The sequence below is a fragment of the Mesorhizobium sp. CA10 genome, from assembly GCF_020165285.1.
Classification (GTDB): Bacteria; Pseudomonadota; Alphaproteobacteria; order Rhizobiales; family Rhizobiaceae; genus Mesorhizobium.
Window position 1 is genome coordinate 61,072 of record NZ_JAIUHV010000012.1, and the last position, 12,831, is coordinate 73,902.

The 12,831-nt window shown below is 65.1% G+C and carries 13 protein-coding genes and 1 pseudogene; 8 read left to right on the forward strand and 6 right to left on the reverse strand.

Features of this window, described 5'->3' with window-relative positions; translation table 11 throughout:
* Position 1: 1 nt before the first annotated feature.
* The gene (locus LB535_RS22995; protein ID WP_140847080.1) at positions 2-373 is read right to left on the reverse strand and encodes a YciI family protein; all 372 of its coding nucleotides are present in this window, start codon (positions 371-373) and stop codon (positions 2-4) included.
* 259 nt (positions 374-632) lie between these two features.
* Here LB535_RS22995 and LB535_RS23000 point away from each other — a divergent pair, with 259 nt between their 5' ends.
* From LB535_RS23000 to LB535_RS23010, 3 genes are all read left to right on the forward strand, one after another.
* On the forward strand, positions 633-1,592 hold the full coding sequence (locus tag LB535_RS23000) for a TAXI family TRAP transporter solute-binding subunit (protein ID WP_140847082.1): 960 nt from the start codon (positions 633-635) through the stop codon (positions 1,590-1,592).
* A 227-nt stretch (positions 1,593-1,819) separates the two neighbouring features.
* Complete coding sequence (locus LB535_RS23005; RefSeq protein WP_224633833.1) at positions 1,820-3,946, forward strand: TRAP transporter permease; 2,127 nt, start codon at positions 1,820-1,822, stop codon at positions 3,944-3,946.
* Entirely contained in the window at positions 3,943-4,320 is a 378-nt protein-coding gene (locus LB535_RS23010) for a DUF1850 domain-containing protein (protein WP_224633834.1), read from the forward strand. The genes LB535_RS23005 and LB535_RS23010 overlap by 4 nt, the downstream gene beginning before the upstream one ends.
* Before the next feature lie 44 nt (positions 4,321-4,364).
* Here LB535_RS23010 and LB535_RS23015 read toward each other — a convergent pair.
* The 4 genes and pseudogenes from LB535_RS23015 to LB535_RS23025 form a co-directional block, all read right to left on the reverse strand.
* Positions 4,365-5,957 (reverse strand): annotated as a pseudogene (locus LB535_RS23015) (DUF4166 domain-containing protein); the annotation flags it as partial.
* A gap of 30 nt (positions 5,958-5,987) precedes the next feature.
* The gene (locus tag LB535_RS23020; protein WP_224607271.1) at positions 5,988-6,434 is read right to left on the reverse strand and encodes a thiol-disulfide oxidoreductase DCC family protein; all 447 of its coding nucleotides are present in this window, start codon (positions 6,432-6,434) and stop codon (positions 5,988-5,990) included.
* An 85-nt stretch (positions 6,435-6,519) separates the two neighbouring features.
* Positions 6,520-6,645: a hypothetical protein gene (locus LB535_RS28890; protein WP_263481806.1), complete on the reverse strand. Its 126-nt coding sequence runs from the start codon at positions 6,643-6,645 to the stop codon at positions 6,520-6,522.
* Between the two features lie 2 nt (positions 6,646-6,647).
* On the reverse strand, positions 6,648-6,794 hold the full coding sequence (locus LB535_RS23025) for a hypothetical protein (RefSeq protein ID WP_095770181.1): 147 nt from the start codon (positions 6,792-6,794) through the stop codon (positions 6,648-6,650).
* A 398-nt stretch (positions 6,795-7,192) separates the two neighbouring features.
* On the opposite strand from LB535_RS23025, the gene LB535_RS23030 reads away from it, so the two are divergent.
* The 3 genes from LB535_RS23030 to ligD all read left to right on the forward strand — a co-directional run bounded on the left by LB535_RS23030 (position 7,193) and on the right by ligD (position 11,158).
* Positions 7,193-7,699 carry a ferritin-like domain-containing protein gene (locus LB535_RS23030; RefSeq protein ID WP_095770182.1) on the forward strand — a complete coding sequence of 169 codons (507 nt, stop codon included), beginning with the start codon at positions 7,193-7,195 and terminating at the stop codon, positions 7,697-7,699.
* Positions 7,700-7,780: 81 nt separating this feature from the next.
* Positions 7,781-8,644 carry a Ku protein gene (locus LB535_RS23035; RefSeq protein ID WP_224633835.1) on the forward strand — a complete coding sequence of 288 codons (864 nt, stop codon included), beginning with the start codon at positions 7,781-7,783 and terminating at the stop codon, positions 8,642-8,644.
* A 12-nt stretch (positions 8,645-8,656) separates the two neighbouring features.
* Positions 8,657-11,158 carry a DNA ligase D gene (ligD, locus tag LB535_RS23040; protein WP_224633836.1) on the forward strand — a complete coding sequence of 834 codons (2,502 nt, stop codon included), beginning with the start codon at positions 8,657-8,659 and terminating at the stop codon, positions 11,156-11,158.
* Positions 11,159-11,161: 3 nt separating this feature from the next.
* On the opposite strand, the gene LB535_RS23045 is transcribed toward ligD, so the two are convergent.
* Entirely contained in the window at positions 11,162-11,872 is a 711-nt protein-coding gene (locus LB535_RS23045) for an ArsR/SmtB family transcription factor (RefSeq protein WP_224633837.1), read from the reverse strand.
* 168 nt (positions 11,873-12,040) lie between these two features.
* Between LB535_RS23045 and LB535_RS23050 the strand changes: the two genes are divergently transcribed.
* Together LB535_RS23050 and LB535_RS23055 are read left to right on the forward strand one after the other, a co-directional pair.
* Positions 12,041-12,409: an NIPSNAP family protein gene (locus tag LB535_RS23050; protein WP_224633838.1), complete on the forward strand. Its 369-nt coding sequence runs from the start codon at positions 12,041-12,043 to the stop codon at positions 12,407-12,409.
* Positions 12,406-12,750 carry an antibiotic biosynthesis monooxygenase family protein gene (locus LB535_RS23055; RefSeq protein WP_224633839.1) on the forward strand — a complete coding sequence of 115 codons (345 nt, stop codon included), beginning with the start codon at positions 12,406-12,408 and terminating at the stop codon, positions 12,748-12,750. The genes LB535_RS23050 and LB535_RS23055 overlap by 4 nt, the downstream gene beginning before the upstream one ends.
* The last annotated feature ends 81 nt before the right edge of the window (positions 12,751-12,831 follow it).

Sequence of the window (12,831 nt, forward strand, 5' to 3'; positions counted from 1 at the left end):
GTCACTCCGCGGCGGCGACGTACTCTGCCATTTCCCAGATCGGCCGCAACTCGACCGTGCCGGTGCTGGACGCGGGGCAGCGCGCAGCCCATTCGATGGCCGTGTCGATGTCGGCTGCCTCGATCATGTAGAAACCTGCCAGCTGCTCCTTGGTGTCGGCATAGGGGCCGTCGAGCACGTTGGTCTTGCCGTCCGCCATCCGCACCGCGGTAGCCGCCTGCGTCGGGCGCAGCCGCTCGCCGGCGATGTACGCGCCGGATTTCTTCAGCGCCTCGGTATAGGCGCCATAGGCTGCGAGCACCTGCTGGGTCTGCTCCTTCGGAGCATTCGCCATCGCGGCTTCGTCATTGTAGATCAAAAGCATGTATCGCATGGTCTTCTCCCGTTTCTTGAGGGCCGCATCGTCGCGTGCCGGCCTATGTCGTGCGGCCTCGGCCGATTTCGACAGGCGCCGCGAGAATCTTTTTTTGCCGCGCCGCTGATGTGCCGGTCGATCGGCTCCTTTTGCCACTCTCAACCATTGGTCTAACGCACGCAATTGCGGGTTGGCATTTGCCTTCCGCCGTCTAAACTCGTCGCAGGCTCGCCAGGAGGGGCGGATTGCGGGCCAGCATTTCAGGGAGGAAATCGCGATGTTCAATTTCAGGACCAAGCTTGTTGCCGCCGGCGCGCTGGCCTTGGCGCTCGGCCTTGGCGCCGTGTCGGCCGGGGCGCAGGAATTCATCAATGTGCTCACCGGCGGCACGTCTGGTGTCTACTATCCGCTCGGGGTCGCCCTGTCGGAGATTTACGGCAAGGGCATCGAAGGCGCCCGCACGCAGGTTCAGGCGACCAAAGCGTCGGTCGAGAACCTCAACCTACTGCAGCAGGGCAAGGGCGAGATCGCCTTTGCGCTCGGCGATTCGGTCAAGATGGCTGCCGAAGGCAACACGGAGGCCGGCTTCCCGGGCAAGCTCGACAAGTTGCGCGGGATTGCCGCGATTTATCCCAATTACATCCAGATCGTCGCCAGCCAGGACTCCGGCATCAAGACGCTCGCCGACCTCAAGGGCAAGAGCCTGTCGGTCGGCGCGCCTGCCTCCGGCACCGAGCTCAACGCGCGCGCCATCTTCGCCGCCGCCGGTCTAAAATACGAGGACCTCGGACGGGTCGAATACCTGCCCTTCGCCGAATCGGTCGAGCTGATCAAGAACCGCCAGCTCGACGCCACCTTGCAGTCGGCCGGCCTCGGCGTCGCTTCCATCCGCGATCTCGCCACCTCGATTCCCATCAACGTCGTCGCCGTGCCGGCCGAGGACGTCGCCAAGATCGGCGCGCCCTATCTGTCGGTGGTTATCCCGAAAGGCACCTATGAAGGCCAGACGCAGGATGTCGCGACCGCCGCGGTCGGCAATTTCCTGATTACCCGCGCCGACGTCTCCGACGAGACCGCCTACCAGATGACCAAGCTGCTGTTCGAACATCTCGACCAATTGGTAGCCGCCCATGCCGCCGCCAAGGCGATCGATCCGGCCAAGGCGCTGGACGGCATGCCGGTGGCGCTGCATCCCGGCGCGGAGAAATATTACAGGGAAAAAGGGCTGCTGAAGTAGGGGGCGCGGCAGTCTGAGATGTCTTCGCCAGACACCCCCCTCTGGTCTGCCGGGCATCTCCCCCGCAAGGGGGGAGATTGGCTGTCGCCGCGCGCTTCGCCAATCGCCGATGTAGCAGGAAGAGCGCCGTCATTGACGCTTCCGATCTCCCCCCTTGCGGGGGAGATGCCCGGCAGGGCAGAGGGCGGTGCCTCGCACTGCCATTCGTTCATCCTGGAGCCCGTCGGATGACCGAAGCAGCGTCCGGAACAACAACCGAGGGCAACCCGCCCACGTTCCATCTTCCCGTCGCCGAGGAACAAGTCGAAGGTCTGCCGCCCGGTTTTGGCGAAGGCCTCGCCGGCAAGGCGGCCTTCCTGATTGCGGTCGCTTTTTCGGTCTTCCAGATCTACATCGCCGCTTATGGCAGCCTGCCCAGCCAGGTGGTGCGGGCCATGCATGTCGGCTTCCTGCTGCTGCTCGGTTTCGGCCTGATCGCCAATCTGCGCGCCAGGAGCGCCGCGGCGAAGGCGGGCTTCTGGGTGCTTGGCGTGCTGGGATTCGCCACCGGCCTCTACAATTGGTTCTTCTATGCCGACCTCATCCGCCGCTCCGGCTTCCTCACCACGCCCGACCTGATCGTCGGCGCACTGCTGGTGGTGCTGGTCTTCGAGGCGGCGCGGCGGCTGATGGGCCTGCCGCTGGCGATCATCGCCTTCATCTTCCTCGCCTATTGCTTCGTCGGCAATCATTTGCCGCCGCCTTTCATCCATCGCGGCTATGATTTCGCGCAGCTTGTCGACACCTTCGCCTATGGCACAGAAGGCATATACGGCACGCCGATCTATGTTTCGGCCGCCTACATCTTCATCTTCGTCGTCTTTGCTGCCTTCCTCGAACGGGCCGGCATGATCGCGCTGTTCAACGATTTCGCGCTTGGCCTCGTCGGTTCGTGGCGCGGCGGCCCGGCCCAGGTCTGCGTACTGTCCTCGGCGCTGATGGGCACCATCTCCGGTTCGGGTGTCGCCAATGTCGTCGCCAGCGGCCAGTTCACCATTCCGTTGATGAAGCGCTTCGGCTTCCGCTCCGCCTTCGCCGGCGCGGTCGAGGCGACCTCTTCGATGGGGGGCCAGATCATGCCGCCGGTGATGGGAGCCGTCGCCTTCATCATGGCCGAGACCCTGAACATCCCTTACGCCGAGGTGGTCAAGGCGGCGATCATCCCGGCGCTGCTCTATTTCGGGGCCTGCTTCTGGCAGGTGCATCTGGAGGCCGGCAAGGCCGGCCTGCACGGCATGGCCAAGGCGGAGTTGCCCAATCCCTGGGAGGCAGTCAGGAAGCACTGGCCGCTCGTGCTGCCGCTCGCGGTGCTGGTCTATCTGCTGTTTGCCGGCTACACGCCGATCTTCGCCGGCACGATGGGCCTTGCACTGACCGTCGTGCTCATCCTCGGCACGCCGCTGGCGGCGTTGATCGGGCCGTTCGCCTTTCGCCTCGTTTTCTGGCTGGCGCTCGGTCTTGCGGCGGCATCCTTCATGCGCTTCGGCGTCAATGTGCTGAGCCTCGTCATCGCGGCGCTCGTCATTGCCTGCCTCGCCTTCAAGGGCGGACGCCAGACACTGCGCATTTGCGTCGATTCGCTTGCCGAAGGAGCCAAGAACGCCCTGCCCGTCGGCATCGCCTGCGCCATCGTCGGCATCGTCATCGGCACGCTGACGCTCACCGGCATCGCTTCCACCTTCATCGGCTGGATCATCTCCATCGGCGAGAACAATCTGTTCCTGTCGCTGGTGTTGACCATGCTCACCTGCCTGGTTCTCGGCATGGGCATTCCGACCATTCCCAACTACATCATCACCTCCTCGCTTGCCGGCCCGGCGCTGCTTTCGCTCGGCGTGCCGCTGGTGGTCAGCCACATGTTCGTCTTTTATTTCGGCATCATGGCGGACCTGACCCCGCCGGTGGCGCTTGCCGCCTTTGCCGCAGCACCCATGGCCAAGGAAAGCGGCCTCAAGATCGGCATCCAGGCGACCAAGCTCGCCATTGCCGGCTTCGTCGTGCCGTTCATGGCCGTCTACACGCCGGCGCTGATGCTGCAGGACGCCGGTCCCATCGCGGCGTCGTTCGGCTATCCCGTCGAGGTCGGCTATATCCTCGTCAAGGCCTGCATGGGCATCGTGCTCTGGGGCGCCGCCGCCGTCGGCTTCCTCGCCCGCCGCATGGCCTGGTGGGAGCGTCTCGTCGCGTTCTGCGCCGGCCTGCTGCTGGTGGCCGCATTGCCGCTCACCGACGAGACCGGCTGGGCGCTGGCGTTTGTCTGGATCGGCTGGCACTGGTGGCGCGCCCGCCGGCTGTCCACGGCGGGGACCGCATGAGCCTGTGCATCCTTGCCGCCGGCAAAACGGTGACGCTTGCCGTCGCCGCCTTCACGCTGTCCTGGACGCATTCGGTGGAACGGACGCGCTGGCAGGAGGATTGGAACGTGTCGCCGGCCGGGCTGCAGGCCGTCGAGGCGCGGGTCAAGGGCTCCGGCGCCGGCATGGAGCCCCCGGAGGGCTCGGTGCTGCGCAGCGGCTGGTGGGTCTATGCGCCACGGATCGGACCCCAGCCGCGCCTGGTGCTCGCGGCGTCCGGCGCCACCGGGAAGGGTTGGACGCTGTGCACGGCCGCCGGCTGCCGCGAACTGGGCGAGACGGCCGGCGAACCCACCGTGCTCGAACCGTGCGACGGCTCAAGCCAGCCGCGGTAGCGCACGATCAGCCCGGCGACCGGGTGCGATATCTCGACATGGAAGCGGAAGCGGCCGTCCTCGACGGTTTCGTACGCGGTCGAGCGCGGACAAAGCCACATCGGCAGCGGCAGGCCGAGAAAGCTCCAGCGGCGCAGCACGAGCGACAGGCGGTTCTTGCCCGCCACCAACGCCATGGCGAAGGTGAGCGGGCCGAAGCGCTCGCAAAGCAGCCGCTCCGATCGGCCACGCCCGGCAAACTGCCGGCTCGAAAAACCGTACGTTGCGAAAGTCCGCGTCCAGGTCTCACCGTGCCCGTCGGCAGCGAAACGCACCTTGACGGGGACATCGGCCGCGCCAGGTGGGAAGCCGGCCATGCGGGCGGCAAGCCGGCTAAGAATGCCGCCGCCGCGTTCGATGCTGGCGCGTCCATTCGCCATTGCCGCTCCCTCATGTATGGCGCGGATTTCAGCCGGAAGGCTTTCCCACGCATCGCCGAGCAGATCGGGATAAAGCGCCTTCCCTTTGCCGGTGTCGTCCCTGAAGCCGGTGTAAATCGTCTTGCCGGCGAACGGCGTTTCATAGTCCTCCAGCTCGACGTCGCGCACGGCCGCCCGCGCGCCTGGTGGGGGCATGCGGCCGTCGAGCGCCTTGCGGACGATCGCCGCGACCGCCATGGACGGGATGAGCGGCCCGTCATCGCCCTCGGCCAACAGGTGCCAGGACCGCTTGTTTGGTCTGCCCTCTGCATCTGCGCCGTCGACCTCCACGAACATACCGCCGCGATGCTCGCCCCATGACAGCCGGTTGGTCGCCCAATGCATCAGCGGCGCCAGCGGCGACAGCGACCGCACCAGGCCAGCGCGGACCAGCCAAGCCAGGCCGATCAGCGCCCGGTGCAGCAGCTCGGGCACCGGGCCGGCGCCCATCCAGATCATCTTCGTTTCCGGCCACAACGCCTGCAGCGCGCGCAAATCCGGCACGTCGACCAGCGAGAACAGCGTGTTTCTCAACGGCACGCGCCCGGGCGGCGCGATCGTATAGCGCATCTGCTCGGTGAACGGATAACCTTCGGCCGGTCTGCCGCCCCGCAGCATCTGCACCGGCCGGCCGGCATAGCTTGCAATGGCGCGGATGACGTTCTCGCCGACGCCGGCGAAGGGCGACGGTGCGATGCCGCCGCGGATGCCGTCGACACGCACCATGCCGGCCGAAAGGCGCCGCACGACCGCCGCCGTCAGCACAGGAAAGCTCGACACGCCGGAGAGCACCATTACGCCGGCCGCCTTAGCCGCCGCGTCGAAGGCTGATACCCCGGCGACGAAGTCCGAACCGTCGGCAAGGTCGAGATAGTGGATGCGCGCACCGATACAGGCTTGGACCAGCCGGTAGCGCCCCTCGCCATAGGCCTGGAACGGACCGCTGGCGTCGACCACGATGTCGGGCAGCATGCCGGCGAGTTGCGCGGCAAGGTCGCCGTCGCGGTCGAATGCCGTCGGCACAAGCCTGGCCTCGGTCGCGCCCCGTCCTTTGCAGTAAGCCTCGGCCCTTGCCAGCGACCGGCCGGCGATAATGAGCTCGAGCCGAGGCTCATTCTCCAGCAATTGGACGATGCGTCCGCCGAAGGTGCCGTAGCCGCCGACGATGAGAAGCTTCATGCTCTGCCCCCAGTGTTGCCGGCACCGCCGTCAGCCGATCAATCGCTCCCGCAATTCGGCCGAAGGTATCTCGCAACTGTCTTTCCGGCCGAACAGCGCGTAGCGGTTCTTGGCTACGCGGTCATAGAGCCAGTCGCGCAGCGGCCGCGGCAGGATGAGCAGCGCCTTCGCGGAGCGCCATGGCCAGCCGAGCGCGTCCATGACGGCGACGAAACTGTCGAGCTTGGTGAAGGCCGCGCCGTCGATGATGGCGAGGTTGCTGTCGTAGTCGTCGGTCGGCAGGCCGTGCTCGCGAAACAGCGCCTCGCCGAGCGGCGACTGCGCGGTGGCGAAGCGGAAACGTCTTTTCCGGTCGAGCTTGAGGATGAGCTGAACGAAGCCCGAGCAGAACACGCAGACGCCGTCGAACACGATCAGCGGCTGGCGGGCGTCATAGGCCCGGCGCGGCAAGATGGGACGTTCGGGCAGGTCGGTCATGGCGGCCCCGGCTGCTTGTGACCCCCTTACGCTGTACCAAGGGGACACTAAGCTAGGGGAGACACTAAGGCAGCCGGCGGCGGCGTCAAAGTCGCGGCGTTGTCGCACGCCAGTTGCCGGCGAGCGTCAACCGCTCGGCGCGATAGGTGGTGGCGCGCTGGTCGGCGGCCGGCCGGCAGATGCGGCCATGGTGGGCTCGTTCGCGGGTCATGATCAGTTCACGCCGACGCCCAGCGAGTTGCCGCGGCGCGCGCAGGCCGGGCCTGGGCCGCGCATGTAATAGCGCTCCGGCCGATAGGTCGGCGCGACGAATTCGCGAATGGCTGCGGCATAGCCGGCGATGTGATTCCAGAAGTTCATTTTACCTGGTCCCTGTCCCGCTTTCGGATGTCCCGTCCGAATTGTTCGAGAGCATAGCGTCGAGGCGTGAATAGTCGGTGAACGTGATGTTAATTTCTGGTCCGAAACACGTTGCTTCGTGGCGGGATTGCGGCTGATTCGGGGTCTTTCGGCGCCTTTCGTCGCGATTCCGCTCCATGTGACTTTTGCATCACATATGTTTCGTTCCGATGTCGCTTGCGCGCGCATCTGTTTCACGTCCGGCCGGTGACAGGGAATTTCCTTTCGTGCGCCTGGTCGGGCAGGAACCTGTCCCGGAACACGACGTTGACCCCTCAAGGCCGGGGGCGAACCGGCCGTGTTGGCGGCCCTCTGCCGCGCAACTTCCCGACAATGCGAAACATGGAAAGGCAACCGCCATGGGCTTCTTTTCGAAAGACATCAAGACGCTGGACGACCTCTTCATCCACACGCTGCGCGACATCTATTATGCCGAGAAGCAGATCGAGAAATCGCTGCCGAAGATGATCGATAAGGCGACCGATCCGCAATTGAAGGGCGGCTTCGAGAAGCATCTCGCGCAGACCAAGGGTCACATCGAGCGGGTCGAGCAGGTGTTCGAGCTGCACGGCGTCAAGGCCAAGACCGTCAATTGCCCGGCCATCGACGGCATCCTCGCGGAGGCTGACGAAGTCAGCGGCGATGTCGACGACAAGGAGGTTCTGGATGCCGCGCTGATCGCCTCCGCCCAGGCCGTCGAGCACTATGAGATAACGCGCTACGGCACGCTGATCGCCTGGGCCAAGCAGCTCGGCCGCAGCGACTGCGCCAACGTGCTGGCCAAGAACCTCAAGGAAGAAGAGGCGACGGACCGCAAGCTCACCGAGATCGCGGAAAGCAAGGTCAACCTGCAGGCCGCCGAATAGCAGGCTGCGTGGCCAGCCCTCCCGGAACCCAAGCGAACCCCTGTCCGTTGCGGTTGAAACCGCATCGCGCAGGAGTTCGCAATGGCACCACGCCCGGCTTGGAAGGGCTATCTCAAACTGTCGCTGGTCACATGCGCCATCGAGCTCACCAACGTCGTGACCCATGCCGAGAAAGTCTCTTTCCGCATCCTCAACCGCAAGACCGGTAATACCGTGAAGCGCATCTATGTCGATGCGGGCACCGGCAAGCCGCTTGAGGAGGGCGACGAGGTCAAGGGCTATGAGGTGAGCGACGGCGACTTCGTCCATATCGAGGAGGACGAGATTGAGGCGGTGCAGATCGAATCCTCGCACACGATGAGCCTCGACGGCTTCGTCGAGAAATCCTCGATCGAGCAGATCTACCTCGACACGCCCTACTATGTTTCCCCGGCGGACGAGGTGTCGCAAGAAGCCTTCGCCGTCATCCGCGACGCGATGGCGGCCAGGAAGATGGCGGGACTTGCGCGCATCGTGCTTTATCGGCGCGAGCGGCCGGTGGCGATCGAGCCGCTCGGCAAGGGCATGGTGCTGACCACCTTGCGCTACGACGACACGGTGCGCCGGCCGGCGACGGTGTTCGAGGACATCGCGGCGGCGAAGACCGACAAGGAGATGATCGACCTGGCCCAGCACATCATCGACGGCAAGACGACGAAGTTCGACCCGTCGAAATTCGACGACCGCTACGAGGAGGCGCTGCTTGAGCTGATCCGCGCCAAAAAGGCGGGCAAGAAGGCGCCCAAGGCCAAGGCGCAGCCAAAGCCGTCCAACGTGGTCAACCTGTTCGATGCGTTGAAGAAGAGCCTGAACGCGGAAGGCGGCGGCAAAGCCGGCAAGGCCACATCGAAAGCGGCGGCCGGGAAAAGCAAGAGCAAGGCCGCGCCAAAACGCAAATCCGCATAGGAGGATGGCGGCATGGCCGGCCTCGAGCAGTATCACGCCAAGCGCGACTTCAAGCAGACCGCCGAGCCGGCCGGCAAGGTCGGCAGGCAAAAGCAAGGCGGCGGCATCTTCGTCGTCCAGAAGCATGCCGCCACGCGGCTCCATTATGATTTCCGGCTTGAGCATGACGGCGTCTTGTGGAGCTGGGCGGTGACGCGCGGCCCGAGCCTCGATCCGCATGAGAAGCGGCTGGCCGTGCATGTTGAGGATCACCCGATCGACTACGCGTCTTTTGAAGGCACCATTCCGAAGGGCCAATATGGCGGCGGCTCGGTGATCGTCTGGGACGAAGGCAAGTGGACGCCGGATGGCGATCCGGCCAAGGGCATGAAGAAGGGCCATATCGACTTCGAGCTCGAGGGCCACAAGCTCAACGGCCGCTGGCATCTGGTCAGGCTGCGGCCCCGCCCGGGCGAGAAGCGCGACAACTGGCTGCTGATCAAATCCGACGATGCCGCCGCCCGGCCCGGCGAGGATGTTCTCGAGGAGGAACCGAAATCGGTGAAGTCGGGCCTGACCATCGAGGAGGTGGGCGAAGGCAAGACCGCCAGGGGGCAGACACCGAAAGTCTGGCAATCCAACAGGCCGGCTGCCGCCAAGACCAAGGCCGGGCCTGGCAAGCGTCTCGAATTCATCGAGCCGCAGCTGGCGACGCTGGAAAAGGATGCGCCCGCCGGCGAGGACTGGCTGCATGAAGTCAAATTCGACGGCTACCGCATGCAGGCGCAGATCGCCGGCAGCGAGGTCCGGCTGCTCACCCGCGCCGGCCTCGACTGGACCGGGAAATTCGAGGGGCCGGTCACCGCCGCGCTGGCCAAATTGAAATGCCGCGACGCCATCATCGATGGCGAGATCGTGGTGCTGGCAGACAGTGGCGTGTCGTCCTTCCCGATGCTGCAGGCGGATCTGTCGGCGCGCCGCGCCGACCGCTTCATCTATTACGTCTTCGACTTGATGAGGCTCAATGGCGAGGATCTGCGCCGAGAGCCGCTGGTCGAGCGCAAGCAAGCCCTGGCTGAGCTGCTCGGCGAGCAGCCCGAAAATTCGGCGCTGCGCTTCAGCGACCATTTCCACGAGCCCGGCAAGGTGATGCTGCAACATGTTTGCCGCATGGGCCTGGAAGGCGTGGTCTCGAAGCGCGCCGACGCGCCCTACCGCAGTGGGCGGGGGCTCTCCTGGATCAAATCCAAATGCACGCTGCGCCAGGAATTCGTAATCGGCGGCTATCTGCCCTCGGACAAGACCGGGCGCGGCCTGCGCTCGCTGCTGGTCGGCTTCAACGAAGGCGGCAAGCTGCACTATGCCGGCCGTGTCGGCACCGGCTTTTCCGGCAAGGTGATGACGGATTTGAAGAAGAAGCTCGACGGCCTCAAGGCGACGGCCTCGCCGTTCTCGGCCGCCGTGCCCAAGGGCAAGGGCCTCACCTTCGTCAAGCCGGAACTTGTCGGCGAGGTGGAGTTCCGCAGCTGGACTTCCGACCGTATAATCCGGCACGCCTCGTTCCAGGGGTTGCGCGAGGACAAGCCGGCGGAGGAAGTCGTGCAGGAACAGCCGAAGAACGCCGAAACCGGGGCGAAGCCGGGTGCAAAGACCGCGCCGAAACCCTCGGCCGGAACGGCGAAGACCTCGATCAAGCTCTCGCATCCCGACAAGCTGCTATGGCCCGACGAAAAGGTTTCCAAGCGGGACCTGCTCGACCATTACGCTCTGGTCTGGCCGCGCATGGCGGAATTCGTCGTCAACCGGCCGCTGAGCCTGGTGCGGGCACCGGACGGCATCCACGGCCAGCGCTTCTTCCAGAAACACGCCTCGCCCGGCATGAGCGACAAGATCGCCAGGATGAAGGATCCGACCGATGGCGAGGAGATACTGTTCATCAAGGATTTCGACGGGCTGGCCGCGCTTGTCCAGTACGGCGTGGTCGAGGTGCACATCTGGGGCTCGACGATCGATAAGCTGGAAAAGCCGGACCAGATCATCTTCGATCTCGATCCTGACGAAGGCGTCGATGTCGGCCGCGTGCGCGAGGCCGCGCTCGACATCCACGAGCAGCTCAACGAGCTGTCGCTGCCGAACCTGGTCAAGACCTCAGGCGGCAAGGGCTATCACGTGCTGGTGCCGCTGAAGCCGTCGGCGGAGTGGGATGAGGTCAAGGATTTCGCCCATGATTTCGCCCGCGCGCTCGAGCAGGCCGCGCCCGACCGCTACACGGCGACGCTGTCGAAGAAGGCGCGCACCGGCAAGATCTTCGTCGACTATCTGCGCAACGGCAGGGGCTCGACCACCGTCGCGCCCTATTCCTCACGCGCCAAGAAGGGTGCGACGATATCGATGCCGGCGACCTGGCCGGAGATAAAGAAAGGCCTGGCGCCGAATGCGTTCCCGCTTGGGGATGCTTCCACGCTGGCACAGCTGAAGAAGGCCGATCCGTGGAGGGAGTTTTTCAAGCTGGGGAAGGTGCTGAAGCGGGGATAATTTTCAACGTCGGCGGGACAGCATCGCGAAATTGCCCGCCGAGGAGAGGAACACCCGCTCAAACTCCTGCCTGCCCGTCGGCGAGAACACCACGGCGCGGCTGTCCTTCTCGCGTCGCGCCCATTTCTCGGCGATGATCTTGTCGAGGATGGCCGCACCAAGCGTGCCGGCGAGGTGCGATCGCCGCACGCTCCAGTCGAGGCAGGCGCGGCAAACCGGCCGCCGCGCCTTGACACCGGTCTCGATGCCGAGCGCGGAAAAATGCGCGGCCCCGGACGGCGAGAGCCTGATTTGGTTGTCGTCGCGCAGCAAAAGCTTCCTGTCGAGCAGCCGGTCGAGCATCGCCACCGCCTGCTCGCCGGCCAGGTGATCGTAGCAGACCCTCGCCACGCGCATGGCCGCGTCGCGCGGTCCCGGCCGCACACGCTTCGGGCCGACCGCTTCGGCGACGCCGATGATCGCCTCGATCATGCCGGCCACCTGCGCGCCGGCGAGACCGTAATAGCGGTGTCGGCCCTGGCTGGCCAAAGTCAGCAAGCCGCCATCCATCAGCTTCGACAGATGCGAGGAAGCGGTGGGCAGCGACACACCCGCTTCCAGCGCTAGTTCCGACGCGGTCAGCGCCGTACCGCCCATGAGAGCGTTGAGCATGTTGGCGCGGGCCGGGTCGCCGACCAGGCTGGCGATGCGGGCGATGTCGGGTCCTTCACGCATGGTTCGATCCTCATCGAAGCATTCCTGTCAGGGAAGCACTATTCTGCGGTCGGCTCAAGCAGCGCGGCAAACTCTCCTGACAGGAGAATGCCTAGCACAAAGGCGCAAGCGATGTTTCGACCGCGGTCGAACCGTCGTCGTCCAAAACCAGCCGACGAGGAGACCGACATGACCATCACCTGCTTTATCCGCTACGAGATCGACCCGTTCGGCAAGGCGGCCTTCGAGCAATATGCGCGGGCCTGGGGCCAGGCCATTCCGCGCTGCGGCGCCGACCTGATCGGCTATTACGCCCCGCATGAAGGCTCCGCCACCACCGCTTACGCCGTCTACAACATCGAGAGCCTCGCGGCCTACGAGGCCTACCGCGCGCGGCTTGCCGCCGACCCAGCGGGCAAGGCGAATTATGAATTCGCGCGGCGCGAGAAATTCATCTTGAAGGAAGATCGCCTCTTCCTGAAGCTGGTGTCCGGGCCGCATGGGCCGAGACAGGTCTTTCGCACCGACGTGGTTGTCAAGGAAGGGGTCGAGACATGATCGCTGTCATCTTCGAGGTGGAGCCGGCGGAAGGCAAGCGCGATGCCTATCTCGGCATCGCCGCCGAGCTTAAGCCGCTGCTTGAGAGCATAGACGGCTTCATCTCGGTCGAGCGCTTCCAGAGCCTGACCGACCCCAGGCGGGTTCTGTCGCTGTCCTTCTGGCGCGACGAGGAAGCGGTGAAAGCCTGGCGCAACACCGAGGAGCACCGGCAGGCGCAGAAAGCCGGGCGCGGCGGCATCTTTGCCGACTACCGTCTGCGCATCGCCCATGTCATGCGCGACTATGGGATGGAGGAAAGGGCCGAGGCGCCGCAGGATAGCCGCGAGGTGAATGGGTAGGCTCCCCCTTCTCCCCTTGTGGGAGAAGGTGGATCGGCGCGCAAGCGCCGAGACGGATGAGGGGTGTTCCAGCGGAGTGAG

Bases quoted from the DNA above. Each gene is read 5' to 3' on its own strand.
- LB535_RS23035 (WP_224633835.1), top strand. From the start codon at position 7,781: ATGGCACCACGCCCGGCTTGGAAGGGCTATCTCAAACTGTCGCTGGTC.
- LB535_RS23050 (WP_224633838.1), top strand. From the start codon at position 12,041: ATGACCATCACCTGCTTTATCCGCTACGAGATCGACCCGTTCGGCAAG.
- LB535_RS23010 (WP_224633834.1), top strand. From the start codon at position 3,943: ATGAGCCTGTGCATCCTTGCCGCCGGCAAAACGGTGACGCTTGCCGTC.
- ligD (WP_224633836.1), top strand. From the start codon at position 8,657: ATGGCCGGCCTCGAGCAGTATCACGCCAAGCGCGACTTCAAGCAGACC.
- LB535_RS23045 (WP_224633837.1), bottom strand. From the start codon at position 11,872: ATGCGTGAAGGACCCGACATCGCCCGCATCGCCAGCCTGGTCGGCGAC.
- LB535_RS23005 (WP_224633833.1), top strand. From the start codon at position 1,820: ATGACCGAAGCAGCGTCCGGAACAACAACCGAGGGCAACCCGCCCACG.
- LB535_RS23020 (WP_224607271.1), bottom strand. From the start codon at position 6,434: ATGACCGACCTGCCCGAACGTCCCATCTTGCCGCGCCGGGCCTATGAC.
- LB535_RS23000 (WP_140847082.1), top strand. From the start codon at position 633: ATGTTCAATTTCAGGACCAAGCTTGTTGCCGCCGGCGCGCTGGCCTTG.
- LB535_RS28890 (WP_263481806.1), bottom strand. From the start codon at position 6,645: ATGACCCGCGAACGAGCCCACCATGGCCGCATCTGCCGGCCGGCCGCC.
- LB535_RS23055 (WP_224633839.1), top strand. From the start codon at position 12,406: ATGATCGCTGTCATCTTCGAGGTGGAGCCGGCGGAAGGCAAGCGCGAT.
- LB535_RS22995 (WP_140847080.1), bottom strand. From the start codon at position 373: ATGCGATACATGCTTTTGATCTACAATGACGAAGCCGCGATGGCGAAT.
- LB535_RS23030 (WP_095770182.1), top strand. From the start codon at position 7,193: ATGGGCTTCTTTTCGAAAGACATCAAGACGCTGGACGACCTCTTCATC.
- LB535_RS23025 (WP_095770181.1), bottom strand. From the start codon at position 6,794: ATGAACTTCTGGAATCACATCGCCGGCTATGCCGCAGCCATTCGCGAA.